The following is a 25490-nucleotide window of genomic DNA, read 5'->3' on the forward strand; positions in this document are numbered from 1 at the left end:
GCTATATGACGCCACTCCGATGAACAGCGTAGCCGGGGTACGGCGATGCGTACCCCGGCCGAGGCTCACTTCGAGTAGTACTCGACGATGAGCTGCTCTTGAACCTGCGTGTCGATCTGCTGGCGCACCGGAAGCTGGTGCACCAGGACGCGCAGCTTGTCGGGCACGACGCCGAGCCACGCGGGAACCGTGCGCTCGCCGGCGGTGGCGCGAGCCACCTCGTACGGCATCAGGTTGCGCTTGGTCTCGCGGACCTCGATGATGTCGTGCTCGCGGACGCGGTAGGACGGGATGTCCACCTTCTTCCCGTTGACCAGGAAGTGTCCGTGACGGACCTGCTGGCGGGCGGCGTCACGCGACTGGGCGAACCCGGCGCGGTAGACGACGTTGTCGAGCCGGCTCTCCAGGATCTGGAGCAGCACCTCACCCGACTTGCCCGTGCGGCCCGCGGCCTCCTCGTAGTAGTTGTGGAACTGCTTCTCGAGGACGCCGTAGATGCGGCGGGTCTTCTGCTTCTCGCGAAGCTGAAGCTGGTACTCGGACTCCTTGGGACGTCCGCGACCGTGCTCACCCGGCGGGTAAGGACGGATCTCGATGGGGCACTTGGCGGACTCGCACTTGCTGCCCTTGAGGAAGAGCTTGGTCTTCTCGCGGCGGCAGAGCTTGCAGTCGGCGCCCGTGTAACGAGCCATTTCTTCGTATCTCCTGGGCTAAGTCAGACGCGGCGGCGCTTCGGCGGCCGGCAACCGTTGTGCGGAACCGGGGTGACGTCCTGGATCGAGCCCACTTCGAGGCCGGTGGCCTGCAGCGAGCGGATCGCGGTCTCGCGGCCGGAGCCGGGACCCTTGACGAAGACGTCGACCTTGCGCATACCGTGCTCCATGGCGCGGCGGGCGGCGTTCTCGGCGGCCATCTGTGCGGCGAACGGGGTGGACTTACGGGAGCCCTTGAAACCCACGTGGCCGGCGCTGGCCCAGGAGATCACGTTCCCGTTGGGGTCGGTGATCGAGACGATCGTGTTGTTGAACGTGCTCTTGATGTGGGCGTGCCCGTGAGCGACGTTCTTCTTCTCCTTGCGGCGCACCTTCTTCGGCGCACCCTGGCGGCTCTTAGGAGGCATTGTTTGCCATTACTCCTGAGGTCTTCGGTCCGCGGCTGTGTGTGATGGTCGCCGGCCCGGCACCCGCCGGTCGCGTGCGCGACCGGGGCCGGACGGGTGGCGACATCCCGTGCGGGACTACTTCTTACCGGGCTTCTTCTTGCCGGCGACGGTCTTCTTCTTGCCCTTACGGGTGCGCGCGTTGGTCTGCGTGCGCTGACCGTGCACGGGCAGGCCCTTGCGGTGCCGGATGCCCTGGTAGCAACCGATCTCGATCTTGCGGCGGATGTCGGCCTGGACCTCGCGGCGCAGGTCACCCTCGATCTTGTAGTTCGCCTCGATGTAGTCACGCATCGGGACGAGCTCGGTGTCGCTGAGCTGGTGCACGCGCAGGTCGCCGCTGACACCGGTGGCCTGCAGGATCTCCTGGGCGCGGGTGCGGCCGATTCCGTAAATGTAGGTGAGAGCGATCTCCAGCCGCTTGTCGCGGGGGAGGTCGACGCCAACCAGGCGAGCCATGGTCGGGCATTCTCCTTCTTTGTGGCGGAGGTCTTGCACCGCACTACCCCTCCCCAATGCCCGGGGTGAGGGCCCCGGCCTCCGACCGGGGGTCTCCTGAGCGGTTCGGCGATGCCGCCTGCTCAGGTGTGCGACGCGCTAACTGACTCAAGGCTTCTCATGCGTCGAGCCCGCTCCCTTGCGGGGCGGACTCGGAGAAGCCTTGCGGCGACTAACCCTGACGCTGCTTGTGGCGCAGGTTGTCGCAGATCACCATGACGCGACCGTGCCGGCGAATCACCTTGCACTTGTCGCAGATCTTCTTGACGCTCGGCTTTACCTTCATTGTCCTTTGATTCCTCAGACGTCTTACTTGTATCGGTAGACGATCCGCCCGCGACTCAGGTCGTAGGGGCTCAGTTCAACGACTACCCGGTCGTCGGGAAGAATCCGGATGTAGTGCATCCGCATCCGTCCGCTGATATGGGCAAGGACTTTGTGGCCGTTGTCGAGCTGCACCCGGAACATGGCGTTCGGGAGCGATTCGACCACAGTGCCCTCGATCTCGATGGCGCCGTCTTTCTTGGCCAAAATTCCTCGCGTTTCACTGATCGGTCGTCTGAGGCTCCGGTTCACTAAGCAGCCGCGACCTTCACGCTTCGAAGAGAGCGACGGCCGGCAAAGACCGCCGACGCGTGATAAGTCATAGTGAGCCGACTAAGGAGTGTACGACACCTGGGCCCAAAACGCGAAACGCGTGCCAGGTGTCCTGACACAACCACGTAGCAGTCTACCCCACCCCGCAAGCCGCGACGCCCACAACACGAGGCCCGCCGGGGAAGCTCCCCCGACGGGCCAGGCTGGACGGACCTAGTAGATGCGGTGCACCGAACCGCAGTACTTCGACTTGCCGCCCCAGCAGGTGTACGTGTAGATCCGCTTGATCCCCTTGCCCGACCAGCCGCCGTGGTGCTTGCCGTTCCACGGCCGGTAGAACTTGTGCCACTTGCCGCCGGAGTAGTAGCGGAACCAGACGTAGCCGAACTTCGAGGTGGACTCCTTGCCGTACCAGTGGGTGTAGACCTTCCCGCCCTTCTTGAAGGTCTTGCCGTAGGTGTAGGCCTTGTGGTTGCTGCTGTAGTACTTGCCCCAGTTGCCCGCCGAGCCCGCCTGGGCGGCGCCGGCGGTCACCGGGGCGGCCTGGGCGGCGGGGGCGACGGCGAGGCCGGTGATGGCCATGGAGCCGGCGAGAGCGGTGGCCGCAAGGATCTTGCGCATCGATTCCTCCGAGTGGGTGGTGTTTCCCGACACCACTCACGCTAGGAATCGCCGCCTTCACGCACTGCGCACGAATGCACACAGTGCACTACTGCATAAAACCTAGGACTCCTTCGCCTGGTTGTTCCCGCCGAAGACCGTGCTCACCAGCAAGATGACACCCCACGGACCCATCACCCACAGGGGCCACGGATAGATCAGGTCGCCCGCGGTGATGCTCACGATCAGCCAGATGACCCAGTTGATGCCGCTGGCCGCGGCCCAGGCGCTCCAGGCCGCCGCCATGCCGCTGTGCATGCCCTTCTTGTCGGGCACCGACGAACCGGCCTTGACCGGCAGGTGACGCAGATCGACGTCGGGCAGGTCGGAGGTGAGCCTGGCCAGCTCGCCGTAGGTCTTGCTCTTGTAGAGCTGCTCCAGCCGCTCGTTGAACTCGTCCATCGTGATGCGGCCCTGCGCGGTGTGCTCGCGGAGGATGGCGGCGACGCGGTCACGGTCGGCGTCGGAGGCACGCATCTCGGGGCTGTTCGCCATCCACCACTCCCGGGGAGCTAGATCTGCAGTTGAGCGAGGCGCTCTTTGCCCCCATCTAGAGCGGTGAGCACCCAAGGTCCATTATGTGTCACGGCCACGCTGTGCTCGAAGTGTGCGGAGTGCTTGCCGTCGATCGTGACGACGGTCCAGTCGTCGGCCAGTACGCGCGTCCGCTCGGTGCCGAGGTTGACCATGGGCTCGATGGCCAGGCACATGCCCTCCTCCAGCGCCGGCCCGCGGCCCGGCTTGCCGTGGTTGGCGATCCACGGGTCCATGTGCATCTCGGTGCCGATGCCGTGGCCGCCGTACTCAGGGGGGATGCCGTAGCGGCCCTGCGACTTCACGTACCGCTCGACCTCGTGGCCGATGTCGGACAGGTGGCGGCCCGGCTTGAGCGCGGCGATGCCGCGCCACATGGCCTCCTCGGTCACCCGCATCAGCTCGGTCAGCTTGGGGTCCACCTCGCCGATCGGCACCGTGACGGCCGAGTCGCCGTGCCAGCCCTCAAGGATGGCGCCGCAGTCGATCGAGATGATGTCGCCCTCGCGCAGCTTACGGGCGTCGGTCGGGATGCCGTGGACGACCTCGTTGTTCACCGACGCGCAGATCGTCGCGGGGAAGCCCTGGTAGCCCTTGAACGACGGGATCGCGCCCTCGTCCCTGATCGCCTTCTCGGCGATGACGTCGAGGTCGAGCGGCGTCATGCCCGGCTGCACCGAGCGCTTGAGCAGGTCGAGCGTACGCCCGACCACGAGACCCGCCGCCCGCATCTTCTCCAGCTGCTCCGGCGACTTGATCTGGATGCCGTGCCTGTTCCGTTTGAACATCTTTTGCCCCCCTGGGTCTCAACGGGCCACGATGGGGGCCCAATTCCCCCACAATAGCCGCGAGGTGGCACGGGAACCCGTGCCACCTCCGCGAATCAGTCGTACTCGGCGCTCAGCCCATGAAAGGCCGGATCGCGTCCATGGCCCGCTGAGTGACCTCTTCGACCGGCCCTGTGGCGTCCACGCCCACCAGGATGTCCTCATCGGCGTAGTAGGAGACCAGCGGCGCCGTCTGCTCCTGGTAGACCTCCAGGCGGTGCCTGACGGTCTCCTCCTTGTCGTCGTCACGCTGGAAGAGCGCGCCCCCGCACGCGTCACACTTGTCGTCTTTCTTGTCATCGAACTCGACGTGCCAGATGCGGCCGCACTGGCTGCAGGTGCGCCGGCCGGCGAGCCGCCGCACCACTTCGTCGTCGTCGACGACGAGCTCCAGCACGAGATCGAGCTCCTGGCCCCAGTCCTTGAGCATGTCGCGCAGGATCTCCGCCTGCGCGACGTTCCTCGGGAAGCCGTCGAGCAGGAACCCGTCCTGCGCGTCGTCTTCGGACAGACGGTCACGGACCATGGCGATGGTGACCTCGTCGGGCACCAGGTCGCCGCGGTCCATGTACGTCTTGGCCAGCTTGCCAAGGTCCGTGCCGCCCGAGACGTTGGCACGGAAGATGTCACCTGTCGAGATCTTCGGGATGGACAGGTTCGATGCGATGTACTGGGCCTGCGTCCCCTTACCCGCTCCGGGGGGCCCGACCAGAACGAGACGCACTACCGCAGGAAACCTTCGTAGTTACGCTGCTGCAGCTGGCTCTCGATCTGCTTGACCGTGTCCAGGCCGACACCAACCATGATCAGAATGCTCGTCCCTCCGAACGGGAAGTTCTGGCTCGCACCGGCCACGGCCAGCGCGACGATCGGGACCATGGAGATCAGACCCAGATAGAGCGCGCCTGGCGCGGTCAGACGGGTGAGCACGAAGTTCAGGTATTCAGCCGTCGGACGGCCGGGGCGGATGCCCGGAATGAACCCACCGTACTTCTTCATGTTGTCGGCGACTTCAGGGGGGTTGAAGGTAATCGACACGTAGAAGTAGGTGAAGAAGATGATCAGCAGGAAGAAGGTCGCCATGTAGATCGGCGTGTCGCCGGTGGCGAGGTTCTGCGAGATCCAGGTGATCACCGCGTTCTCGCTGGTGGAGAAGAGCGAGGTGAGCAGCTGCGGAAGGTAGAGCAGCGAGGAGGCGAAGATGACCGGGATGATGCCGGCCTGGTTGACCTTCAGCGGGATGTAGGTCGAGGTGCCGCCGTACATCCTGCGGCCGACCATGCGCTTGGCGTACTGGACCGGGATGCGGCGCTGCGCCTGCTCGACGAAGACCACCGCGGCGATCATGAAGATACCCACGATCATGACGACCGCGAAGGTGAACTTGTTCGCCTGGAAGATGTTGGCCAGCTCGGACGGGAAGACCGCGACGACCTGGGTGAAGATCAGGATGGACATGCCGTTGCCGACGCCCCGGTCGGTGATGAGCTCACCGAGCCACATGATGACCGACGTACCGGCGGTCATGATGATCACCATCGTCACGATGCCGAAGATGTTGTCGGGGTCGAGCAGCACGTCCTGCTGGCAGTTCGGGAAGAGCTGGCCGGTACGCGCGAGCGCGATGAAGGCCGTCGACTGAAGGACCGCGAGGCCGATCGTCAGATAACGCGTATACTGCGTGATCTTGGTCTGGCCGGCCTGGCCTTCCTTCTTCAGCGCCTCGAGGCGCGGGATCACGACGACGAGCAACTGCAGGATGATGCTCGCGGTGATGTACGGCATGATGCCCAGTGCGAACACCGACAGCTTCAGCAGCGCACCGCCGCTGAACAGCTGCACCATCCCGTAAATATTGCCGGTTTCGCCACTACGAGCCTGATCGAAACAGGCGGCGAGGTTCTGGACGTGGACTCCCGGAGTCGGAAGAACCGAGCCGAGACGGAAAAGCGCGATGATGCCCAGCGTGAAGAGCAACTTCTTGCGCAGGTCCGGTGTCCGGAACGCCCGGGTAAACGCGGTCAGCACGGTCCCTCCTGCGCGCCTTTACGGCGGTGTGAGTAAGCGATGGTGCGGGGATCTGCCATCTGAAGTCTCATTGTCAAACGAGCCGGACAGAAGCCTGCCGTCTCGCGAACTCTAACGCACTACGGGCGTGGGAGCCCATTGTCAAAGCCCCCACGCCTCGTCATAGCGTCTTTACAGCTCGGTAACGGAACCACCGGCAGCGGTGATCTTCTCCTTGGCTGCGGACGAGAAGGCGTGTGCCTGCACGTTCACCGCGACGGAGATCTCGCCGGTGCCGAGCACCTTCACGAGCTGGTTCTTGCGGACAGCACCCTTGGCGACCAGCGCCTCGACGGTGACCTCGCCACCCTCGGGGAACAGCTCACCCAGCCTGTCGAGGTTGACGACCTGGTACGTCGTCTTGAACAGGGCGTTGGAGAAGCCCTTGAGCTTCGGCAGACGCCTCTGCAGCGGCACCTGGCCACCCTCGAAGCCGAGGGGCACCGTGGTGCGGGCGTGGCTGCCCTTGGTGCCGCGACCGGCCGTCTTGCCCTTCGACGCCTCGCCGCGACCCTTGCGGATCTTGGCCTTGTTGGCGCCGGGGGCGGGACGCAGGTCGTGAATCTTCAGCGGAGCCTTGTCAGTCATGACTAGTCGACCTCTTCCACCTCGACGAGGTGCGTCACCACGGAGACCATGCCGCGAATCTCGGGCCGGTCCTCCTTGACGACGACGTCGCCGATTCGCTTCAGGCCAAGCGAACGCAGCGAGTCGCGCTGGTTCTGCTTGCCACCGATCTTCGAGCGAACCTGAGTGATCTTCAGGCGTGCCATGACTAGCTCACCGCCTTCGCCGCCGCCGCCTCGGCCAGGCCCTCGGCGCGAGCCTTGAGCATGGAGGCAGGAGCGACGTCCTCGATCGGCAGGCCACGGCGGGCGGCGATCTCCTCGGGGCGCGAGAGGCCCTTCAGAGCCGCCACGGTGGCGTGCACGATGTTGATCGGGTTGTCCGAGCCGAGCGACTTGGACAGCACGTCGTGGATGCCGGCGCACTCCAGCACCGCGCGCACCGGGCCGCCGGCGATGACGCCGGTACCGGCCGAGGCCGGACGCAGGAAGACGACACCGGCCGCCTCCTCGCCCTGCACGGTGTGCGGGATGGTGCCCTGGATGCGGGGCACCTTGAAGAAGTGCTTCTTGGCCTCTTCGACGCCCTTGGCGATGGCCGCGGGCACTTCCTTGGCCTTGCCGTAGCCGACGCCGACCAGGCCGTTGCCGTCGCCGACGACGACGAGGGCGGTGAAGCTGAAGCGACGACCACCCTTCACGACCTTGGCCACTCGGTTGATCTTCACTACGCGCTCGATGTACGAGACGCCCTTGTCGGCGGCGCCACCGCGGCGATCGTCACGACGGTCCCGCCGCTCGCCACCGGTGCCGCCACCGCGACGCGGAGCTGCAGCCATCAGTGGTTCCTCATCTCAATTGCGGTCATCATTTGCGTTCCTCGGGCCCTCATCAGAATTCGAGCCCGCCCTCGCGCGCGCTGTCCGCCAGCGCGGCGATCCGGCCCGCATACCGGTTGCCACCGCGGTCGAAGACGACCTGGGTGATCCCGGCTTCCTTGGCCCGCTGAGCGAGGAGCTCGCCGACCTTCTTGGCCTTCTCGGTCTTGTCGGCCTCGAGCGAGCGCAGCGAGGCGTCCATGGTGGAGGCGCTCACCAGCGTGTGACCGACGGAGTCGTCCACGATCTGGACGAACATGTGACGGGTCGAGCGGTTGACGACCAGGCGCGGACGCTCGGCCGTACCGACGACGTTCTTGCGGACGCGGCGGTGACGGCGGGCCCGCGAGACGGTGCGGGCAGCCGTGTGCTTGCTGAACGCAGTCTTCGGAGCCATGCCTACTTACCAGCCTTTCCGACCTTGCGGCGGATCTGTTCGCCCTGGTAACGCACGCCCTTGCCCTTGTACGGGTCAGGCTTGCGCAACTTGCGGATGTTGGCCGCGACCTCGCCGACCTTCTGCTTGTCGATGCCGTCCACGTGGAACAGGGTCGGCTTCTCGACGCGGAAGGTGACGCCCTCGGGGGCGTCCACGATGACCGGGTGACTGAAGCCCAGAGAGAACTCCAGCTGCGTCGGGCCCTTGGCCTGGACGCGGTAACCGACGCCGACGATCTCAAGGCTCTTGGAGTAGCCCTGGGTGACGCCCTGCACCATGTTGGCGATCAGCGTCCTGGACAGGCCGTGCAGCGCACGGACCTTGTTCTCGTCGTTGGGCCGGGAGACGGCGATGGCGCCGTCGTCGTCGCGGACCACCTTGATGGGCTCCGCGACCTTGTGAGTGAGCGTGCCCTTGGGGCCCTTGACCTGGACGTCCTGGCCGTCGATCGTGATGTCAACGCCATTCGGCACAGGGATGGGCAGCCGTCCGATTCGCGACATGCTGTGTTCCTCCCCTCTACCAGACGTAGGCGAGGACTTCCCCGCCCACACCACGCTTGCCGGCCTGCTTGTCGGTCATGAGGCCGTGGGACGTCGAGATGATCGCGACGCCCAGTCCGCCCAGGACTCGAGGCAGGTTGTCCTTCTTCGCATAAACCCGCAGACCGGGCTTGGAAACCCGGCGCAGGCCCGCGAGCGACCGCTCACGGGTGGGCCCGAACTTGAGCTCCACCACGAGGTTCTTTCCAACCTTGGCGTCCTCGACGGTCCAAGCCTGGATGTAACCCTCCTGCTGGAGGATCTCGGCGATGTGCGCCTTGATCTTCGAGTACGGCATCGACACGCTGTCGTGGTACGCCGAATTCGCGTTGCGCAGACGTGTGAGCATGTCTGCGATCGGGTCGGTCATCGTCATGGCCAGTGGCCTTCCTCGCCGCGGTTTCCAGTCGGCCAAGCAGTTCGACTGGCTGAGTCCGCCTTTCGGCTACCTCACCCTGCTCTGCCGGTGGACCTACGGCGTGGTCACGGACGCCCCTTACGGGACGCCCTGTCTCTTCTACTGAATATGAATGCCTGAACGGGCGGCACGAGGCCGCCCCTCAGGTTACCTACCAGCTCGACTTGGTGATGCCGGGCAGCTCACCACGGTGCGCCATCTCGCGGAAGCACACGCGGCAGAGCCCGAACTTGCGGTAGACGGCGCGCGGCCGGCCGCAGCGCGAGCACCGCGTGTACGCCCGGACCTCGAACTTCTGCTTGCGCCCCGCCTTGGCGATCAGCGACTTCTTCGCCATGATCAGGCCTCCTTGAAGGGGAACCCGAGGAGCTTCAGCAGCGCCCGGCCCTGGTCGTCGTTCTTCGCGGTGGTCACGATCGTGATGTCCATGCCCCGCGGCCGGTCCACCTTGTCCTGGTCGACCTCGTGGAACATGACCTGCTCGGTCAGGCCGAACGTGTAGTTGCCGTTGCCGTCGAACTGCTTCGGCGACAGGCCACGGAAGTCCCTGATGCGGGGCAGGGCCAGCGCCAGCAGGCGGTCGAGGAACTCCCACATGCGGTCGCCGCGCAGCGTGACGTGCGCGCCGATCGGCATGCCCTCACGCAGCTTGAACTGCGCGATGGACTTGCGGGCCCGCACGACCGCCGGCTTCTGGCCGGTGATCGCGGTGAGGTCGCGGACGGCGCCCTCGATCAGCTTGGAGTCGCGAGCTGCCTCGCCGACACCCATGTTGACCTTGATCTTGGTGAGCGCCGGGATCTCCATGACGTTCTCGATGCCGAACTGCTCACGAAGCTGGTTCGCGATCTCCTCGCGGTACTTCGTCTTGAGTCGCGGCGTGGGGCGCTCGGTCTCGGTGGTCGTGGCAGTCATCAGCTGTCCTCACCCGTCTCGTCGGCCTTCTTCTCGTCGGCCTTCTTGTCGGCGGGCTTCTCGTCCTTCAGCTTCTTCACGTTCGACACGTGGATCGGAGCCTCCATGGTCTGCACGCCGCCCTGCTTGGCGCCGCGCGGGCCCTGGTGGGTCTCCTTGGTGTGCTTCTTGATCAGGTTGACGCCCTCGACCACCACGCGGTCCTCGCGCGGAAGAGCGGCGATCACGCGACCCTTGGCACCCTTGTCCTTGCCCGCGATGACCTGGACCAGGTCACCCTTCTTCACCGTCAGCTTCGGCATTACAGCACCTCCGGAGCGAGCGAGATGATGCGCATGAACTTCTTGTCGCGCAGCTCGCGGCCGACCGGGCCGAAGATACGAGTGCCGCGAGGGTCACCGCTGTCCTTGATGATGACGGCGGCGTTCTCGTCGAAGCGGATGTAGGAGCCGTCGGGCCGGCGGCGCTCCTTGACGGTGCGGACGATGACGGCCTTGACCACATCGCCCTTCTTGACGCCCGTGCTGCCGGGCAGCGCGTCCTTGACTGTGGCGACGATGACGTCGCCGATACCGGCGTAGCGTCGGCCCGAGCCACCGAGAACGCGGATGCAGAGAATCTCCTTCGCACCCGTGTTGTCGGCGACCTTGAGCCGCGACTCCTGCTGGATCACGTCTACTCCTGTTAGTCGCGCCGGTTCTCATCGCTGAGCCTGGCGGAACCTGTCATTGTCTTGTTCCCACGGCCACAGCGCCCCTAGGGCGCCGCACCGCAGGCGACGCGAGGCCCGCGGGCCTCGCGTCCTTGGACGCCGTCATGGGGGCTCTGAGAGCCCCCACGAGGCGCGGTATGGCGGAGAAAGCCTTACTTGGCCTTCTCGAGGATCTCCACGACCCTCCACCGCTTGGTGGCGGAGAGGGGGCGGGTCTCCATCAGCAGCACGCGGTCGCCGACGCCGCAGGCGTTGGACTCGTCGTGCGCCTTGTACTTGGTCGTCCTGCGGATGACCTTGCCGTAGAGGCGGTGCTTGACGCGGTCCTCGACGGCGACGACGACGGTCTTGTCCATCTTGTCGCTGACGACGAGGCCCTCGCGGACCTTGCGGAAGTGCCGCTGGTCCTTCTCCGCGCTCTCGGTGGTCTCAGTGGTCTCGGTCTCAGCCATCGCTCGTCTCCTTCTCGACCGTGACGATGCCGAGCTCACGCTCGCGCATCACGGTGTAGATACGGGCGATCTCGCGGCGGACGGCCCGCAGCCGCCCGTGGCTCTCCAACTGACCGGTCGCCGCCTGGAAGCGGAGGTTGAACAGCTCCTCCTTCGCCTCCTTCAGCTTCTGGACGAGGGTCTCCTCGTCCTCGAGCCGCAGCTCGCCGGCGGTCAGGCCCTTAGCCATCACGCCTCACCCACTTCACGCTTAACGATCTTGCACTTCATAGGCAGCTTGTGGATCGCACGCTGAAGCGCCTCGCGCGCGACCGGCTCCGCCACGCCGGACAGCTCGAACATCACGCGTCCGGGCTTGACGTTGGCGATCCACCACTCCGGAGAACCCTTACCGGAACCCATGCGGGTCTCGGCCGGCTTCTTCGTCAGGGGACGGTCGGGGTAGATGTTGATCCACACCTTGCCGCCACGGCGGATGTGACGGGTCATGGCGATACGAGCGGACTCGATCTGGCGGTTGGTCACGTAGGAGTGCTCAATCGCCTGGATGCCGAACTCGCCGAACACGACCCTGGTGCCGCCCTTGGCGGCTCCGCTGCGGTCAGGCCGGTGCTGCTTGCGGTGCTTGACCCTGCGCGGGATCAGCATGGTCAGCTCCCTTCAGCACCCGGCTGAGCAGCCGGGCCGGTCTCAGGGGCGGCCTGCGCGGCCGCCTCGTTACGGGGGGCGCGGTCGCCGCGGCCACCACCACGACGGGGGCGGTCACCGCCACCACGACGCGGACGGTCGCCGCCACCACGACGGTCGTCGCGGTCACGACGCTGGCCGGCACGAGCGCCGGCGGCGGCCGCCTCGCGCTCGGCGCGGCTGGTCGGAGCCTCGCCCTTGTAGATCCAGACCTTCACGCCGATCCGGCCGAAGGTCGTACGGGCCTCGTAGAAGCCGTAGTCGATGTCCGCGCGGAGCGTGTGCAGCGGCACGCGGCCCTCGCGGTAGAACTCCGACCTCGACATCTCGGCGCCGCCCAGACGACCGGAGCACTGGACACGGATGCCCTTGGCGCCGGACTTCATGGCCGACTGCATCGCCTTGCGCATGGCGCGGCGGAACGAGACACGGCTGGACAGCTGCTCGGCGACGCCCTGCGCGACGAGCTGCGCGTCGATCTCCGGGTTCTTGACCTCGAGGATGTTGAGCTGGACCTGCTTCTTGGTCAGCTTCTCCAGGTCGCCGCGGATGCGGTCGGCCTCGGCGCCACGGCGGCCGATCACGATGCCCGGACGCGCGGTGTGGATGTCCACCTGCACGCGGTCCGTGGTGCGCTCGATCTCGACCTTGGAGATGCCGGCCCGCTCCATGCCCTTCTGCAGCATGCGGCGGATCGCGACGTCCTCGGCGACATACGACTTGTACAGCTTGTCGGCGTACCACCGGCTCTTGAAGTCGGTCGTGATGCCGAGGCGGAACCCGTGCGGGTTAACCTTCTGGCCCACTATCGGGTCCTTCCCTTCGGCTCGCGGGACTCCACGATCACAGTGATGTGGCTCGTCCGCTTGTTGATCCGATAGGCACGACCCTGGGCACGCGGACGGAACCGCTTCAGCGTCGGGCCCTCGTCGACCCACGCGCGGCTCACGACGAGCGTGCTGGGGTCGAGATCGAAGTTGTGCTCAGCGTTCGCCATGGCGCTGCTGAGCACCTTGTAGATCGGCTCGCTCGCCGACTGGGGAGCGAACTGCAGCACGGCCTGCGCCTCCGAAGCGGGCAGCCCGCGAATAAGGTCCACCACGCGGCGGGCCTTGAGGGGCGTGACACGGACGAACCGCGCCTGAGCCCTGGCTTCCATCGCTTTCTCCTACTTCCGGGACGCTTACCGCCGGCTGCGGCGGTCTTCCTTGACGTGGCTGCGGAACGTCCGCGTCGGGGCGAACTCTCCGAGCTTGTGGCCGATCATGGACTCGGTGACGAACACCGGGACGTGCTTGCGGCCGTCGTGCACGGCGATCGTGTGCCCGAGCATGTCGGGAACGATCATGGAGCGCCGCGACCACGTCTTGATGACGTTCTTGGTGCCCTTCTCGTTCTGGACGTCCACCTTCTTCTGAAGGTGCTCGTCCACGAAGGGACCCTTCTTAAGGCTACGTGGCATCTCGGCTGCTCCTACCGCTTCTTCCTCTTGCTCCGACGACGGATGATCAGCCGGTCGCTGGACTTGTTGGCCTGGCGGGTGCGGCCCTCGGGCTTGCCCTTCGGGTTCACCGGGTGGCGACCACCGGAGGTCTTGCCCTCACCACCACCGTGCGGGTGGTCGACGGGGTTCATCGCGACACCGCGAACGGTCGGGCGCTTGCCCTTCCACCGCATACGGCCGGCCTTGCCCCAGTTGATGTTGGCCTGCTCGGCGTTGCCGACCTGGCCGACAGTCGCCCGGCAGCGCACGTCGACCATGCGCATCTCACCGGACGGCATACGCAGGGTGGCGTACTGGCCTTCCTTGGCGAGCAGCTGGATCTGAGCGCCCGCGGAGCGGCCGAGCTTGGCGCCGCCGCCCGGACGGAGCTCCACCGCGTGGATGAAGGTACCCGTCGGGATGTTGCGCAGCGGCAGGCAGTTGCCCGGCTTGATGTCGGCAGCGGGGCCGTTCTCGATTCGGTCGCCCTGCTTCAGGCCGGTCGGCGCGATGATGTAGCGCTTCTCGCCGTCGGCGTAGTGCAGCAGAGCGATGTTGGCGGTGCGGTTGGGGTCGTACTCGATGTGAGCGACCTTGGCCGGGATGCCGTCCTTGTCATGCCTACGGAAGTCGATGATCCGGTAGGCGCGCTTGTGACCGCCGCCCTGGTGGCGAGCGGTGACTCGGCCGTGTACGTTGCGGCCGCCCTTGCTGTGAAGGGGCGCAAGCAGCGACTTCTCAGGCGTGCTGCGGGTGATCTCGGAGAAGTCCGAGACACTCGACCCGCGGCGACCTGGAGTCGTCGGCTTGTACTTACGGATGCCCATCTTTTTCGTTCATCCTTCGTCGGTTACATGGGTGAGCCCGCCGCACCGGAGTGCGACGGTCTCACCCCGCGCGTGACCCTGCGGCCCGCGCTCATTCCTATGGCTGCTAGCCGATCTGACCGAAGATGTCGATCCGATCGCCCTCTACCAGGCTCACGATCGCGCGCTTGGTGTCGGGACGCTTGCCGTAGCCGGTACGGGTCCGCTTGCGCTTGCCCTGCCGGTTGATGGTGTTCACGCTGGTGACCTTGACCCCGAAGATCTGCTCAACGGCGATCTTGACCTGGGTCTTGTTCGCGGTCTTCTTCACCAGGAACGTGTACTTGTTGTTCTCATCGATCAGGCCGTAGCTCTTCTCAGAGACGATCGGCTTGATGATGATGTCGCGCGGGTCGGCGATCTTCTCCATCAGGCGTCTTCCTTCCCGCCACTCAGCCGCGCCACGACCTGGTCGTACGCCTCCTGGGTGAAGACCACGTCGTCGGCCACGAGCACGTCGTAGGTGTTGAGCTGCCCGGCGTCCAGCAGGTGGACCTCCGGAGCGTTGCGCAGGCTCAGCCAGCTCAGCTCGTCGTCCGCGTCGACCACGACGAGGACGCGCGGAGCCTGGGTGATCTTGCGCAGAGCCTCCAGGGCGGCCTTGGTCTTGGGCGTCTCGCCCGAGACCAGCGAGCTCACCACGTGGACGCGACCGCCGCCGGCCCGGTCGGACAGGGCGCCGCGCAGGGCGGCGGCCTTCATCTTCTTGGGCGTGCGCTGCGAGTAGTCGCGCGGCACGGGGCCGTGGACGGTGCCACCGCCGGCGAACTGCGGCGCGCGGGTCGAGCCCTGACGGGCGCGGCCGGTGCCCTTCTGGCGGTACGGCTTCTTGCCGCCGCCGGAGACCTCACCACGGGTCTTGGCCTTGTGGGTGCCCTGCCGGCGAGCGGCGAGCTGGGCCACGACCACCTGGTGGATCAGAGGAACGTTGACCTTCGCGCCGAAGATGTCTTCGGGCAGGTCGACGGTGCCGGTCTTCGCGCCGCTGGCGTCGAGGACGTCGATAGTGGTGCTCACTTGGATGCCCCCTTCTTGGCAGCGGTGCGGACGAGGACCAGGCTGCCGTTGGCGCCGGGGATCGCACCCTTGATCAGGATGAGACCGTTCTCGGCGTCGACGGAGTGAACCTTCAGGCTCTGCACGGTGGTGCGGACGTTACCCATCCGACCGGCCATGCGCAGACCCTTGAAAACGCGGCCCGGGGTGGCGCAGCCACCGATGGAACCCGGCGAGCGGTGCTTGCGCTGCGTACCGTGCGACGCGCCCAGACCACCGAAGCCGTGCCGCTTCATGACACCGGCGAAGCCCTTGCCCTTGCTCTTGCCCGTCACGTCGACGAACTGGCCGGCCTCGAAAGTGTCGGCCAGCAGCTCCTGGCCCAGGGTGTAGTCGCTCGCGTCGTCGGTGCGGATCTCCGCGAAGTAACGGCGCGGGGTGATGTCGTGCTTACGCAGGTAGTCGCCGAGCGGCTTGTTGACCTTCCGGGGGTCGACCTGCCCGAAGCCGAGCTGTACGGCGGAGTAGCCGTCCTTCTCAGGAGTGCGGACGCGGGTCACCACGCACGGACCGGCCTCGACCACGGTCACCGGCACCATCCGGTTGTCCGCGTCGAAGACCTGGGTCATGCCGAGCTTCTTGCCCAGGACGCCCTTGATCGTCTTAGCCATGTCAGTGCGTTCCCTCAGAGCTTGATCGAAATGTCGACACCCGCGGGGAGGTCGAGCCGCATGAGCGAGTCGACCGTCTTGGGGGTCGGGTCGATGATGTCAATCAGCCGCTTGTGCGTGCGCATCTCGAAGTGCTCGCGGCTGTCCTTGTACTTGTGCGGCGAGCGGATGACGCAGTACACGTTCTTCTCGGTCGGCAGCGGCACCGGGCCCGCGACCTTCGCGCCAGTCCGCGTCACCGTCTCGACGATCTTCTTGGCCGAGCTGTCGATGACCTCGTGGTCATAGGCCTTAAGCCGGATGCGGATCTTCTGTCCCGCCATAGTGGCCTCGGTGTCCTTCGCTGTCGTCTGAAAAAGTATCGTGCGGCCTGTTGCCGCTGTTCGTGCAGGTCGAAGCCTGCGTAACCCCACGAGGCAGACGTAGTCGATCTGCCTTTTCTTCCGTGATCCGGCAGTGACTTCGGTCACGTGATGCTTGCCGGCCGAAGCCACTGCTGGATCACGGCGCCTTGCATGGGGCCTTTCGCCGCCGGCCCCCGCCCGCTTTCGCGGGCGGGTTCCGGCTGTGACGTGGTACGGCGGTCGGTCCCGGAGCCCGGGGCCGACCGCCGCCCCAACGGTCTGGCTACTTGATGATCTTCGTGACCCGACCGGCGCCGACGGTGCGGCCACCCTCACGGATCGCGAACTTGAGGCCTTCCTCCATGGCGATGGGCTGGATCAGCTCAACGCGCATCTCGGTGTTGTCGCCCGGCATGACCATCTCGGTGCCCTCGGGGAGGTTCACCACGCCGGTCACGTCCGTCGTACGGAAGTAGAACTGCGGGCGGTAGTTGTTGAAGAACGGCGTGTGGCGGCCGCCCTCGTCCTTGGACAGGATGTAGACCTGGCCGGTGAACTCGGTGTGCGGAGTGGTCGTGCCCGGCTTGATGATGCACTGGCCGCGCTCGACGTCGTCGCGCTTGATGCCGCGGAGCAGCAGGGCGGCGTTGTCACCCGCGTGACCCTCGTCGAGCATCTTGTTGAACATCTCGATGCTGGTGACGGTGGTCGTGGTCTTCTCCGGCTTGATGCCGATGATGTCGACCTGCTCGTTGACCTTGACGATGCCGCGCTCGATACGACCGGTGACGACGGTGCCGCGACCGGTGATCGAGAAGACGTCCTCGACCGGCATGAGGAACGGCTTCTCCGTGTCACGCGGCGGCTCGGGGACGTTCTCGTCCACGGCGTTCATGAGCTCGATGATGCTGTCGGCCCACTTCTCGTCACCCTCGAGAGCCTTGAGGGCGGAGACGCGGACGACGGGCAGGTCGTCGCCGGGGAACTCCTGAGCGGACAGGAGCTCACGGACCTCGAGCTCGACGAGCTCCAGGATCTCCTCGTCGTCGACCATGTCGGCCTTGTTGAGGGCCACGACGATGTAGGGGACGCCGACCTGGCGGGCCAGGAGGACGTGCTCCTTCGTCTGCGGCATCGGGCCGTCGGTGGCGGCGACCACGAGGATGGCGCCGTCCATCTGAGCGGCACCGGTGATCATGTTCTTCACGTAGTCGGCGTGACCAGGGCAGTCGACGTGCGCGTAGTGGCGCTTCTCGGTCTGGTACTCGACGTGCGCGATGGAGATCGTAATGCCGCGAGCCTTCTCCTCCGGCGCCTTGTCGATCTTGTCGAACGGCGTGGCGGCGTTGAGCTCAGGGTAACGGTCGTGGAGCACCTTGGTGATCGCCGCGGTCAGCGTGGTCTTGCCGTGGTCGATGTGCCCAATGGTGCCGATGTTCATGTGCGGCTTGTTCCGCTCGAACTTGGCCTTGCCCACTGGTTCTCTCCTTAGAGAATCTGACTGACTTTCGTCTACACACTCGGGCCCGGGAGATTCCGAACCCCTTGGCGGTGCGGCGGCCGCTGTGACCACCGCACCAGGGACCAGGACGTGAGCCCGGTCCGTCCGCTCGCGCGGCCGGACCGGAAACTACTCGCCCCGGGCCTTCGCGACGATCTCCTTGGCGATGCCCGGAGGCACCTCCGCGTAGGAGTCGAACAGCATGCTGTAGCTCGCGCGCCCCTGCGTCTTGCTACGCAGGTCACCCACGTAGCCGAACATCTCAGACAGCGGCACGAGCGCCTGGACGACACGGGCGCCGGCCCGCTCGTCCATCGACTGGATCTGCCCGCGGCGACCGTTGAGGTCACCGATGACATCACCCATGTAGTCCTCGGGCGTGGTCACCTCGACGGCCATCATCGGCTCGAGGAGCACGGCGTCCGCCTTGCGCGCGGCCTCCTTGAAGGCCATCGAGCCAGCGATCTTGAACGCCATTTCCGAGGAGTCAACGTCGTGGGCCGCACCGTCGGTCAGCGTCACCTTCACGCCGACCATCGGGTAACCGGCCAGCACGCCGAACTCGGCGGCCTCCTGGGCGCCGGCGTCGACCGACGGGATGTACTCCCTCGGGACGCGGCCACCGGTGACCTTGTTCTCGAACTCGTAGCCGTCGTTGCCTTCGCCCAGCGGCTCGAGGTCGATGATCACCCGCGCGAACTGACCGGAACCACCGGTCTGCTTCTTGTGGGTGTAGTCGATCTTCTCCACCTTGCGGCGGATGGTCTCGCGGTAAGCCACCTGCGGGCGGCCCACGTTGGCCTCGACCTTGAACTCGCGACGCATGCGGTCGACGAGGATCTCCAGGTGAAGCTCGCCCATGCCCCAGATGACCGTCTGACCGGTCTCCTCGTCACGGCGGACCTGGAAGGACGGGTCCTCCTCGGCCAGCCGCTGGATGGCGGTGGACAGCTTCTCCTGGTCGCCCTTGGTCTTGGGCTCGATGGCGACGTTGATGACCGGAGCCGGGAACGTCATCGACTCGAGCACGACCTGGTTCGACGGGTCGGACAGGGTGTCGCCGGTCGTGGTGTCCTTGAGACCCATGACCGCGACGATCTGGCCGGCGATCGCCGACGGGCGCTCCTCACGCTTGTTCGCGTGCATCTGGTAGATCTTGCCGATCCGCTCCTTCTTGCCCTTCACAGAGTTGACGACCTGTGAACCGGCCTCGAGCGTGCCCGAGTAGATGCGGATGTAGGTGATCTTGCCCAGGTGCGGGTCACTCGCGATCTTGAACGCCAGCGCCGAGAAGGGCTCGGCCGGGTCGGCGTGCCGCTCGATGACCTTCTCCTCGTTGCCGACCGCGTGACCCTTGAAGGACGGGATGTCGGTCGGGGCGGGGAGGTAGGCGACGATCGCGTCGAGCAGGGGCTGCACGCCCTTGTTCTTGAACGCGGTGCCGCACAGGACCGGGTTGATGGCGCTGGACAGGGTCGCCCGGCGGATCGCCGCGACCAGCTGCTCCTCGGTGGGCTCGGTGCCCTCGAGGTAGAGCTCCATCAGCTCGTCGTCGTTCTCGGCGACGGTCTCGATGAGCCGGTCACGCCACTCGCGGGCGGCGTCGGCGTGGTCGGCCGGGATGTCGACGGTGTCGTACATCTCGCCCTTGGCCGCCTCGGCGCTCCAGACGAGGCCCTTCATCGTGATCAGGTCGATGACGCCCTTGAAGTCGGCCTCGACACCCAGCGGAAGCTGGATGACGGCCGGCGTGGCGCCCAGACGGCTGATCATCATGTCGACGCAGCGGTGGAACTCCGCGCCGACCCGGTCCATCTTGTTCACGAAGCAGATGCGCGGGACGTTGTAGCGGTCAGCCTGCCGCCACACCGTCTCCGACTGGGGCTCGACACCCGCGACACCGTCGAAGACGGCGACGGCCCCGTCGAGGACGCGGAGCGAACGCTCCACCTCGATGGTGAAGTCGACGTGGCCGGGAGTGTCGATGATGTTGATGGTGTGACCGAGCCACTCGCACGTCGTCGCGGCAGACGTGATGGTGATGCCGCGCTCCTGCTCCTGCTCCATCCAGTCCATCGTGGCAGCGCCCTCGTGGACCTCACCGATCTTGTAGTTGATACCGGTGTAGAACAGGATGCGCTCGGTCGTGGTGGTCTTGCCCGCGTCGATATGGGCCATGATCCCGATGTTGCGGACCTTGGCCAGGTCAAGAGCGGTCGTGGTGGCCACTTCTCTCGCGTCCTCGTCGTCTCGTCGGATCCACTACCAGCGGTAGTGGGCGAAGGCCTTGTTGGACTCGGCCATCTTGTGGGTGTCCTCGCGCTTCTTCACGCTCGCCCCGAGGCCGTTGCTGGCGTCGAGGAGCTCGTTCATGAGGCGCTCGGTCATGGTCTTCTCGCGGCGGGCGCGGGAGTACTGCACCAGCCAGCGCAGGGCCAGGGTGGTGCTGCGCGCGGCGCGCACCTCGACCGGCACCTGGTAGGTCGCGCCACCGACGCGACGGCTGCGGACCTCGAGGGTCGGCTTGACGTTGTCAAGCGCACGCTTCAGGGTGACGACCGGGTCGTTGCCCGTCTTCTCCCTGCAGCCCTCAAGGGCGCCGTAGACGATCGACTGCGCGATGGAGCGCTTGCCGTCCAGAAGCACCTTGTTGATCAGGGCGGTCACCAGCGGCGAGCTGTAAACCGGGTCAGCCATCAGCTGACGGCGGCCAGGAGAACCCTTACGCGGCATTAGCTCTTCTCCTTCTTCGCGCCGTAGCGGCTACGGGCCTGCTTGCGGTTGCGGACACCCTGGGTGTCGAGCGAACCGCGGATGATCTTGTAGCGAACACCAGGCAGGTCCTTCACACGACCGCCACGCACGAGCACGATGGAGTGCTCCTGCAGGTTGTGGCCCACACCGGGGATGTAAGCCGTGACCTCGATGCCGTTCGTGAGCCGAACGCGGGCCACCTTGCGCAGTGCCGAGTTGGGCTTCTTCGGGGTGGTGGTGTAAACGCGCTGGCACACGCCGCGCCGCTGCGGACTCCCCTTGAGGGCAGGAGTCTTGGTCTTGGAGACCTTGTCCTGCCGGCCCTTGCGGACCAACTGCTGAATAGTGGGCACTGCCACTCCGTTTCGTGCCTTGGCCGGTGTTACGTCATGGGTCTTGCATCGCAGGTACTGCCGGTGTCATGACCTGCTGGTTTTTCTTGTCTCGGTGCCCCCGCGCTCGGGCGTGTCGCGCTATTCGCACAGACACGTCCGCGAGGATTACGAGCCAGGAAGCCGTCCCGCGCCCGCAATTGAGCGCACGGTCGAGAGCCCGTTAGAAGACGGGCACGATGCTCAAGACTACCCAGGCCCTGGCGACACGTCAAAACGGCGCGGCAATGCGGGCAAGCCTTGCCACTCCGGGTCGCCTGGGCCTATCTCATCCAGCCCATCCACAGCTCCGGACCAATGATATAGGCCCTCAGGGTGTCCCGTCCCCAAGTCAGCGAACCGCCACCTGACCGTAACCGTGTTTTGTCCCACTCCACGCCGGATGACTACGTACGCGCCTGTGAGCGGCCCGGAAAAGGGACGCGCCCGGGCCCCTCACCGAGGGACCCGGGCGCGCCGCCCTGAGCCGTCTTACCGGTTGTACTGGCCGAAGTCGTACTCCTCCAGCGGCACGGCCTCGCCGCTGCCGGTGCCGAAGGTGTAGTCGGCCGCGGAGCCGTCGTAGCCACCGACGGTGTACATCGCCGCCTTGGCCTCCTCGGTCGGCTCGACCCGGATGTTGCGGTATTGGGGCATGCCCGTACCGGCCGGGATGAGCTTACCGATGATGACGTTCTCCTTCAGGCCCAGCAGTGAGTCGGACTTGGCGTGGATCGCCGCGTCCGTCAGCACCCTGGTCGTCTCCTGGAAGGAGGCCGCCGACAGCCACGACTCGGTGGCCAGCGACGCCTTCGTGATGCCCATGAGGACCGGACGGCCGGCGGCCGGCGAGCCGCCCTCCGCCACCGTCTCGCGGTTCATCTGCTCGAAGCGCGGACGCTCCACGAGCTCGCCGGGCAGCAGGTCGGTGTCACCGGACTCCAGCACGTTCACGCGCTTGAGCATCTGCCGCACGATGATCTCGATGTGCTTGTCGTGGATCGACACACCCTGCGAGCGGTAGACCTGCTGGACCTCCGCCACCAGGTGCAGCTGCACGGCCCGCGGGCCGAGGATGCGCAGCACCTCGTTGGGGTTGACCGCACCGGCCACCAGCTGCTGGCCGACCGTGACGCGCTGGCCCTCCTGCACGAGCAGGCGCGAACGCATCGAGACCGGGTAGGCGATCTCCTCCGACCCGTCGTCGGGGGTGATCACGATCTTCCTGGTCTTGTCGGTCTCGTCGATCCTGACCCGGCCCTCGGCCTCGGAGATCGGGGCGACACCCTTGGGGATGCGCGCCTCGAACAGCTCCGTGACACGCGGCAGACCGTGGGTGATGTCGGCGCCCGCCACACCACCGGTGTGGAAGGTCCGCATCGTCAGCTGCGTGCCGGGCTCACCGATCGACTGGGCGGCGATGATGCCGACCGCCTCGCCGACGTCCACGAGCTTGCCGGTGGCCAGCGAGCGGCCGTAGCAGGTCGCGCAGACACCGATCTTGGCCTCGCAGACGAGCGCGCTGCGGGTGCGGACGGTCTCGACGCCCGCCTCCACCAGCTTCGTCACGTGGATGTCGTTGATGTCGACGCCCGCCGGGACGATGACCTTGCCGTCGACCTCGACGTCCTCGGCCAGGATGCGGCCGTGCACGTTGGACTCGGCGTTCTCCGCCTTGACCAGGTTGCCCGAGGCGTCGCGGTCGGCCACGTGGAGCGGGACCGCGCGGTCGGTGCCGCAGTCGATCTCGCGCACGATGACGTCCTGGGCGACGTCGACCAGACGACGGGTCAGGTAACCCGAGTCGGCGGTACGCAGGGCGGTGTCGGCCAGACCCTTCCGCTGACCGTGGGTGGAGATGAAGTACTCCAGCACCGACAGGCCCTCGCGGAACGAGGCCTTGATCGGCCGCGGGATCGTCTCACCCTTGGTGTTGGACACCAGACCACGGATGCCGGCGATCTGCCGGACCTGCATCTTGTTACCACGGGCGCCGGAGTTGACCATCATCCAGACCGGGTTGGTCGCCGGGAAGGCGTTGACCATGTCGGTCTCGACGTCGGCCGTGGCGTGGGTCCAGATCTCGATGAGCTCCTGACGGCGCTCCTCGTCGGTGATCAGACCACGCTCGTACTCGCGCTGGACCTTGTCGGCCCGGCGCTCGTAGTTCTCCATGATGTCGGTCTTGTTCGGGGGCGCGACGACGTCCTCGATCGAGATCGTGACACCGGAGCGGGTCGCCCAGCGGAAGCCGGCGTCCTTGAGCGCGTCGAGCGAGTTGGCGACCTCGATCTTCGGGTAGGTCTCCGCCAGCTCGTTCACGATCGTCGACAGCTGCTTCTTGCCGACCTGGAAGTCGACGAAGGGGTAGCTGTCCGGCAGCGTCTGGTTGAACAGGCACCGCCCGAACGTGGTCTCGAGCCGGATCGGGTCACCCTGCTCCCAGCCCTCGGGAGCCACCCAGTCACGCGGCGGCAGGACGTCCTTGAGCCGGATCTGGATCTTCGCCTGGATCTCCAGCTCGCGGCGGTCGAAGGCCATCTGCGCCTCGGCGATCGAGCCGAACACGCGGCCCTCACCCTTGGCGCCCTCCTTCATGGTGGTCAGCCAGTAGAGGCCGATCACCATGTCCTGGGTCGGCATGGTGACGGGCTTGCCGTCGGCCGGCTTGAGGATGTTGTTGGTCGAGAGCATCAGGATGCGTGCCTCGGCCTGGGCCTCAGCCGACAGCGGCAGGTGCACCGCCATCTGGTCGCCGTCGAAGTCCGCGTTGAACGCGGTGCAGACGAGCGGGTGGATCTGGATGGCCTTGCCCTCCACGAGCTGCGGCTCGAACGCCTGGATGCCCAGGCGGTGGAGCGTCGGCGCGCGGTTGAGCAGGACCGGGTGCTCGGTGATGACCTCTTCGAGCACGTCCCACACCACGGGGCGGGCGCGCTCGACCATCCGCTTGGCCGACTTGATGTTCTGGGCGTGGTTGAGATCGACCAGCCTCTTCATCACGAACGGCTTGAACAGCTCCAGCGCCATCTGCTTGGGCAGACCGCACTGGTGCAGCTTGAGCTGCGGGCCGACGACGATGACCGAACGGCCGGAGTAGTCGACGCGCTTGCCCAGAAGGTTCTGGCGGAAGCGACCCTGCTTACCCTTCAGCATGTCGCTGAGGGACTTCAGCGGCCTGTTGCCGGGACCGGTGACCGGGCGACCGCGACGGCCGTTGTCGAACAGCGCGTCGACGGCCTCCTGCAGCATCCGCTTCTCGTTGTTCACGATGATCTCGGGCGCACCGAGGTCGAGCAGACGCTTGAGGCGGTTGTTCCGGTTGATGACCCGGCGGTAGAGGTCGTTGAGGTCGGAGGTCGCGAACCGGCCACCGTCGAGCTGCACCATCGGGCGCAGGTCCGGCGGGATGACCGGGATGCAGTCGAGCACCATGCCGCGCGGCGAGTTGGTCGTGTTGAGGAACGCCGACACGACCTTGAGCCGCTTGAGCGCGCGGGCCTTCTTCTGGCCCTTGCCGCTGCGGATGGTCTCGCGCAGGTTCTCGGCCTCGGCGTCGAGGTCGAAGCTGATCAGACGGTCCTGGATCGCCTGCGCGCCCATGCCGCCCTTGAAGTAGCGGCCGAAGCGGTCACGCATCTCGCGGTAGAGCAGCTCGTCGCCCTCGAGGTCCTGGACCTTGAGGTTCTTGAAGCGGCTCCAGACCTCGTCGAGGCGGTCGAGCTCGCGCTGCGCGCGGTCGCGCAGCTGACGCATCTCGCGCTCGGCGCCCTCACGCACCTTGCGGCGCTGGTCGCCCTTGGCGCCGGCGGCCTCAAGCTCGGCCAGGTCGGACTCGAGCTTCTTCTGCCTGGTCTCGATGTCGGCGTCACGGCGCTGCTCGATGTGCTGCCGCTCGACGGAGATCTTCGCCTCCAGCGAGGGCAGGTCACGCTCACGCAGCTCGGTGTCGACATGCGTGATCATGTACGCCGCGAAGTAGATGACCTTCTCCAGGTCCTTCGGGGCGAGGTCGAGCAGGTAGCCGAGGCGCGACGGGACGCCCTTGAAGTACCAGATGTGCGTGACCGGCGCGGCCAGCTCGATGTGGCCCATCCGCTCACGACGCACCTTGGCGCGCGTCACCTCGACGCCACAGCGCTCACAGATGATGCCCTTGAACCGGACTCGCTTGTACTTACCGCAGTAGCACTCCCAGTCGCGGGTCGGACCGAAGATCTTCTCGCAGAAGAGCCCGTCCTTCTCCGGCTTGAGGGTGCGGTAGTTGATCGTCTCCGGCTTCTTGACCTCGCCGTGCGACCACTGACGGATGTCGTCGGCCGTCGCCAGCCCGATCCGAAGCTCGTCGAAGAAGTTGACGTCCAGCATTTGTGCGATCTCCCCCTCAGACTTCTTCCACGCTGCTCGGCTCACGCCGGGACAGATCGATACCGAGCTCCTCCGCCGCGCGGAAGACGTCCTCGTCGGTGTCGCGCATCTCGATGGACATGCCGTCGCTGGAGAGCACCTCGACGTTGAGGCACAGCGACTGCATCTCCTTGATCAGCACCTTG

The 25490-nt window shown here is 66.2% G+C and carries 37 protein-coding genes; 1 reads left to right on the plus strand and 36 read right to left on the minus strand.

The features are described 5' to 3' along the window. Positions 1-65: 65 nt before the first annotated feature. The 16 genes from rpsD to rpsH form a co-directional block, all read right to left on the minus strand. Complete coding sequence (gene rpsD, locus ACFFR3_RS05870) at positions 66-692, minus strand: 30S ribosomal protein S4 (protein ID WP_080043218.1); 627 nt, start codon at positions 690-692, stop codon at positions 66-68. 23 nt (positions 693-715) lie between these two features. Further along, entirely contained in the window at positions 716-1120 is a 405-nt protein-coding gene (gene rpsK, locus ACFFR3_RS05875; RefSeq protein ID WP_020542285.1) for a 30S ribosomal protein S11, read from the minus strand. A gap of 117 nt (positions 1121-1237) precedes the next feature. Further along, positions 1238-1618 (minus strand): 30S ribosomal protein S13, encoded by a 381-nt coding sequence (gene rpsM / locus ACFFR3_RS05880; RefSeq protein WP_132617274.1) that lies wholly within the window; start codon positions 1616-1618, stop codon positions 1238-1240. 211 nt (positions 1619-1829) lie between these two features. After that, a complete protein-coding gene (rpmJ, locus tag ACFFR3_RS05885; RefSeq protein WP_003956441.1) occupies positions 1830-1943 on the minus strand; it encodes a 50S ribosomal protein L36 in 114 nt (37 codons plus the stop codon). A 23-nt stretch (positions 1944-1966) separates the two neighbouring features. Next, entirely contained in the window at positions 1967-2188 is a 222-nt protein-coding gene (gene infA, locus ACFFR3_RS05890; RefSeq protein ID WP_012887858.1) for a translation initiation factor IF-1, read from the minus strand. A gap of 279 nt (positions 2189-2467) precedes the next feature. Continuing rightward, positions 2468-2875, minus strand: a complete 408-nt coding sequence (locus tag ACFFR3_RS05895; RefSeq protein WP_364364565.1) for a hypothetical protein — start codon at positions 2873-2875, stop codon at positions 2468-2470. A gap of 102 nt (positions 2876-2977) precedes the next feature. Beyond that, complete coding sequence (locus ACFFR3_RS05900; RefSeq protein ID WP_345409518.1) at positions 2978-3409, minus strand: DUF1707 SHOCT-like domain-containing protein; 432 nt, start codon at positions 3407-3409, stop codon at positions 2978-2980. 17 nt (positions 3410-3426) lie between these two features. Further along, complete coding sequence (gene map / locus ACFFR3_RS05905; RefSeq protein WP_364364562.1) at positions 3427-4236, minus strand: type I methionyl aminopeptidase; 810 nt, start codon at positions 4234-4236, stop codon at positions 3427-3429. A 112-nt stretch (positions 4237-4348) separates the two neighbouring features. After that, positions 4349-4999 (minus strand): adenylate kinase, encoded by a 651-nt coding sequence (locus ACFFR3_RS05910; RefSeq protein ID WP_364364559.1) that lies wholly within the window; start codon positions 4997-4999, stop codon positions 4349-4351. Next, complete coding sequence (gene secY, locus ACFFR3_RS05915; protein WP_364364556.1) at positions 4999-6303, minus strand: preprotein translocase subunit SecY; 1305 nt, start codon at positions 6301-6303, stop codon at positions 4999-5001. The genes ACFFR3_RS05910 and secY overlap by 1 nt, the downstream gene beginning before the upstream one ends. Positions 6304-6474: 171 nt before the next feature. Next, positions 6475-6930 (minus strand): 50S ribosomal protein L15, encoded by a 456-nt coding sequence (rplO, locus tag ACFFR3_RS05920; protein WP_345395681.1) that lies wholly within the window; start codon positions 6928-6930, stop codon positions 6475-6477. A 2-nt stretch (positions 6931-6932) separates the two neighbouring features. Beyond that, entirely contained in the window at positions 6933-7115 is a 183-nt protein-coding gene (gene rpmD, locus ACFFR3_RS05925; RefSeq protein WP_080043226.1) for a 50S ribosomal protein L30, read from the minus strand. A gap of 2 nt (positions 7116-7117) precedes the next feature. After that, a complete protein-coding gene (gene rpsE / locus ACFFR3_RS05930) occupies positions 7118-7747 on the minus strand; it encodes a 30S ribosomal protein S5 (protein WP_345395678.1) in 630 nt (209 codons plus the stop codon). Between the two features lie 52 nt (positions 7748-7799). Continuing rightward, positions 7800-8183 carry a 50S ribosomal protein L18 gene (rplR, locus tag ACFFR3_RS05935; RefSeq protein ID WP_345395675.1) on the minus strand — a complete coding sequence of 128 codons (384 nt, stop codon included), beginning with the start codon at positions 8181-8183 and terminating at the stop codon, positions 7800-7802. Between the two features lie 2 nt (positions 8184-8185). Next, the gene (gene rplF / locus ACFFR3_RS05940; RefSeq protein WP_345395672.1) at positions 8186-8728 is read right to left on the minus strand and encodes a 50S ribosomal protein L6; all 543 of its coding nucleotides are present in this window, start codon (positions 8726-8728) and stop codon (positions 8186-8188) included. Positions 8729-8744: 16 nt separating this feature from the next. After that, complete coding sequence (rpsH, locus tag ACFFR3_RS05945; protein WP_020542297.1) at positions 8745-9143, minus strand: 30S ribosomal protein S8; 399 nt, start codon at positions 9141-9143, stop codon at positions 8745-8747. On the opposite strand from rpsH, the gene ACFFR3_RS05950 reads away from it, so the two are divergent. Continuing rightward, the gene (locus ACFFR3_RS05950; protein WP_345395668.1) at positions 9142-9291 is read left to right on the plus strand and encodes a hypothetical protein; all 150 of its coding nucleotides are present in this window, start codon (positions 9142-9144) and stop codon (positions 9289-9291) included. The genes rpsH and ACFFR3_RS05950 overlap by 2 nt on opposite strands. A gap of 45 nt (positions 9292-9336) precedes the next feature. Here the strand turns inward: ACFFR3_RS05950 and ACFFR3_RS05955 are convergent, their stop codons facing one another. The 20 genes from ACFFR3_RS05955 to ACFFR3_RS06050 form a co-directional block, all read right to left on the minus strand. Beyond that, positions 9337-9522, minus strand: a complete 186-nt coding sequence (locus ACFFR3_RS05955) for a type Z 30S ribosomal protein S14 (RefSeq protein ID WP_020542298.1) — start codon at positions 9520-9522, stop codon at positions 9337-9339. A 2-nt stretch (positions 9523-9524) separates the two neighbouring features. Then, positions 9525-10100 carry a 50S ribosomal protein L5 gene (gene rplE / locus ACFFR3_RS05960; protein ID WP_345395665.1) on the minus strand — a complete coding sequence of 192 codons (576 nt, stop codon included), beginning with the start codon at positions 10098-10100 and terminating at the stop codon, positions 9525-9527. Beyond that, the gene (gene rplX, locus ACFFR3_RS05965; RefSeq protein ID WP_345409517.1) at positions 10100-10393 is read right to left on the minus strand and encodes a 50S ribosomal protein L24; all 294 of its coding nucleotides are present in this window, start codon (positions 10391-10393) and stop codon (positions 10100-10102) included. Before rplX ends, rplE begins: the two co-directional genes overlap by 1 nt. A gap of 8 nt (positions 10394-10401) precedes the next feature. Further along, a complete protein-coding gene (gene rplN / locus ACFFR3_RS05970) occupies positions 10402-10773 on the minus strand; it encodes a 50S ribosomal protein L14 (protein ID WP_026214151.1) in 372 nt (123 codons plus the stop codon). A gap of 191 nt (positions 10774-10964) precedes the next feature. Beyond that, entirely contained in the window at positions 10965-11264 is a 300-nt protein-coding gene (rpsQ, locus tag ACFFR3_RS05975) for a 30S ribosomal protein S17 (RefSeq protein WP_345395660.1), read from the minus strand. Then, complete coding sequence (rpmC, locus tag ACFFR3_RS05980) at positions 11257-11493, minus strand: 50S ribosomal protein L29 (RefSeq protein ID WP_043623744.1); 237 nt, start codon at positions 11491-11493, stop codon at positions 11257-11259. Before rpmC ends, rpsQ begins: the two co-directional genes overlap by 8 nt. Further along, positions 11493-11912, minus strand: a complete 420-nt coding sequence (gene rplP, locus ACFFR3_RS05985; protein ID WP_111180887.1) for a 50S ribosomal protein L16 — start codon at positions 11910-11912, stop codon at positions 11493-11495. Before rplP ends, rpmC begins: the two co-directional genes overlap by 1 nt. A 2-nt stretch (positions 11913-11914) precedes the next feature. Then, entirely contained in the window at positions 11915-12757 is an 843-nt protein-coding gene (gene rpsC, locus ACFFR3_RS05990) for a 30S ribosomal protein S3 (protein WP_355425609.1), read from the minus strand. After that, the gene (gene rplV, locus ACFFR3_RS05995; protein WP_103960883.1) at positions 12757-13110 is read right to left on the minus strand and encodes a 50S ribosomal protein L22; all 354 of its coding nucleotides are present in this window, start codon (positions 13108-13110) and stop codon (positions 12757-12759) included. The genes rpsC and rplV overlap by 1 nt, the downstream gene beginning before the upstream one ends. A gap of 24 nt (positions 13111-13134) precedes the next feature. Continuing rightward, positions 13135-13413 carry a 30S ribosomal protein S19 gene (rpsS, locus tag ACFFR3_RS06000; RefSeq protein WP_049572698.1) on the minus strand — a complete coding sequence of 93 codons (279 nt, stop codon included), beginning with the start codon at positions 13411-13413 and terminating at the stop codon, positions 13135-13137. Positions 13414-13424: 11 nt separating this feature from the next. Continuing rightward, positions 13425-14261: a 50S ribosomal protein L2 gene (rplB, locus tag ACFFR3_RS06005; protein ID WP_111180890.1), complete on the minus strand. Its 837-nt coding sequence runs from the start codon at positions 14259-14261 to the stop codon at positions 13425-13427. Positions 14262-14367: 106 nt separating this feature from the next. Then, entirely contained in the window at positions 14368-14670 is a 303-nt protein-coding gene (rplW, locus tag ACFFR3_RS06010) for a 50S ribosomal protein L23 (RefSeq protein WP_345395641.1), read from the minus strand. Continuing rightward, a complete protein-coding gene (gene rplD, locus ACFFR3_RS06015; RefSeq protein WP_345395638.1) occupies positions 14670-15317 on the minus strand; it encodes a 50S ribosomal protein L4 in 648 nt (215 codons plus the stop codon). The genes rplW and rplD overlap by 1 nt, the downstream gene beginning before the upstream one ends. Continuing rightward, on the minus strand, positions 15314-15967 hold the full coding sequence (gene rplC, locus ACFFR3_RS06020; protein ID WP_345395635.1) for a 50S ribosomal protein L3: 654 nt from the start codon (positions 15965-15967) through the stop codon (positions 15314-15316). Before rplC ends, rplD begins: the two co-directional genes overlap by 4 nt. 14 nt (positions 15968-15981) lie before the next feature. Then, on the minus strand, positions 15982-16290 hold the full coding sequence (rpsJ, locus tag ACFFR3_RS06025; RefSeq protein WP_012887830.1) for a 30S ribosomal protein S10: 309 nt from the start codon (positions 16288-16290) through the stop codon (positions 15982-15984). A 304-nt stretch (positions 16291-16594) separates the two neighbouring features. Continuing rightward, positions 16595-17788 (minus strand): elongation factor Tu, encoded by a 1194-nt coding sequence (tuf, locus tag ACFFR3_RS06030; protein WP_345395632.1) that lies wholly within the window; start codon positions 17786-17788, stop codon positions 16595-16597. Between the two features lie 153 nt (positions 17789-17941). Beyond that, the gene (gene fusA / locus ACFFR3_RS06035; RefSeq protein ID WP_379482722.1) at positions 17942-19990 is read right to left on the minus strand and encodes an elongation factor G; all 2049 of its coding nucleotides are present in this window, start codon (positions 19988-19990) and stop codon (positions 17942-17944) included. An 84-nt stretch (positions 19991-20074) separates the two neighbouring features. Further along, the gene (gene rpsG, locus ACFFR3_RS06040; RefSeq protein ID WP_020542314.1) at positions 20075-20545 is read right to left on the minus strand and encodes a 30S ribosomal protein S7; all 471 of its coding nucleotides are present in this window, start codon (positions 20543-20545) and stop codon (positions 20075-20077) included. Next, complete coding sequence (gene rpsL, locus ACFFR3_RS06045) at positions 20545-20919, minus strand: 30S ribosomal protein S12 (protein WP_020542315.1); 375 nt, start codon at positions 20917-20919, stop codon at positions 20545-20547. The genes rpsG and rpsL overlap by 1 nt, the downstream gene beginning before the upstream one ends. Positions 20920-21429: 510 nt before the next feature. Beyond that, on the minus strand, positions 21430-25305 hold the full coding sequence (locus tag ACFFR3_RS06050) for a DNA-directed RNA polymerase subunit beta' (RefSeq protein ID WP_364364544.1): 3876 nt from the start codon (positions 25303-25305) through the stop codon (positions 21430-21432). Positions 25306-25490 lie beyond the last annotated feature (185 nt).

It is taken from the genome of Nonomuraea salmonea (genome assembly GCF_042428605.1).
Lineage (GTDB): Bacteria > Actinomycetota > Actinomycetes > Streptosporangiales > Streptosporangiaceae > Nonomuraea > Nonomuraea salmonea.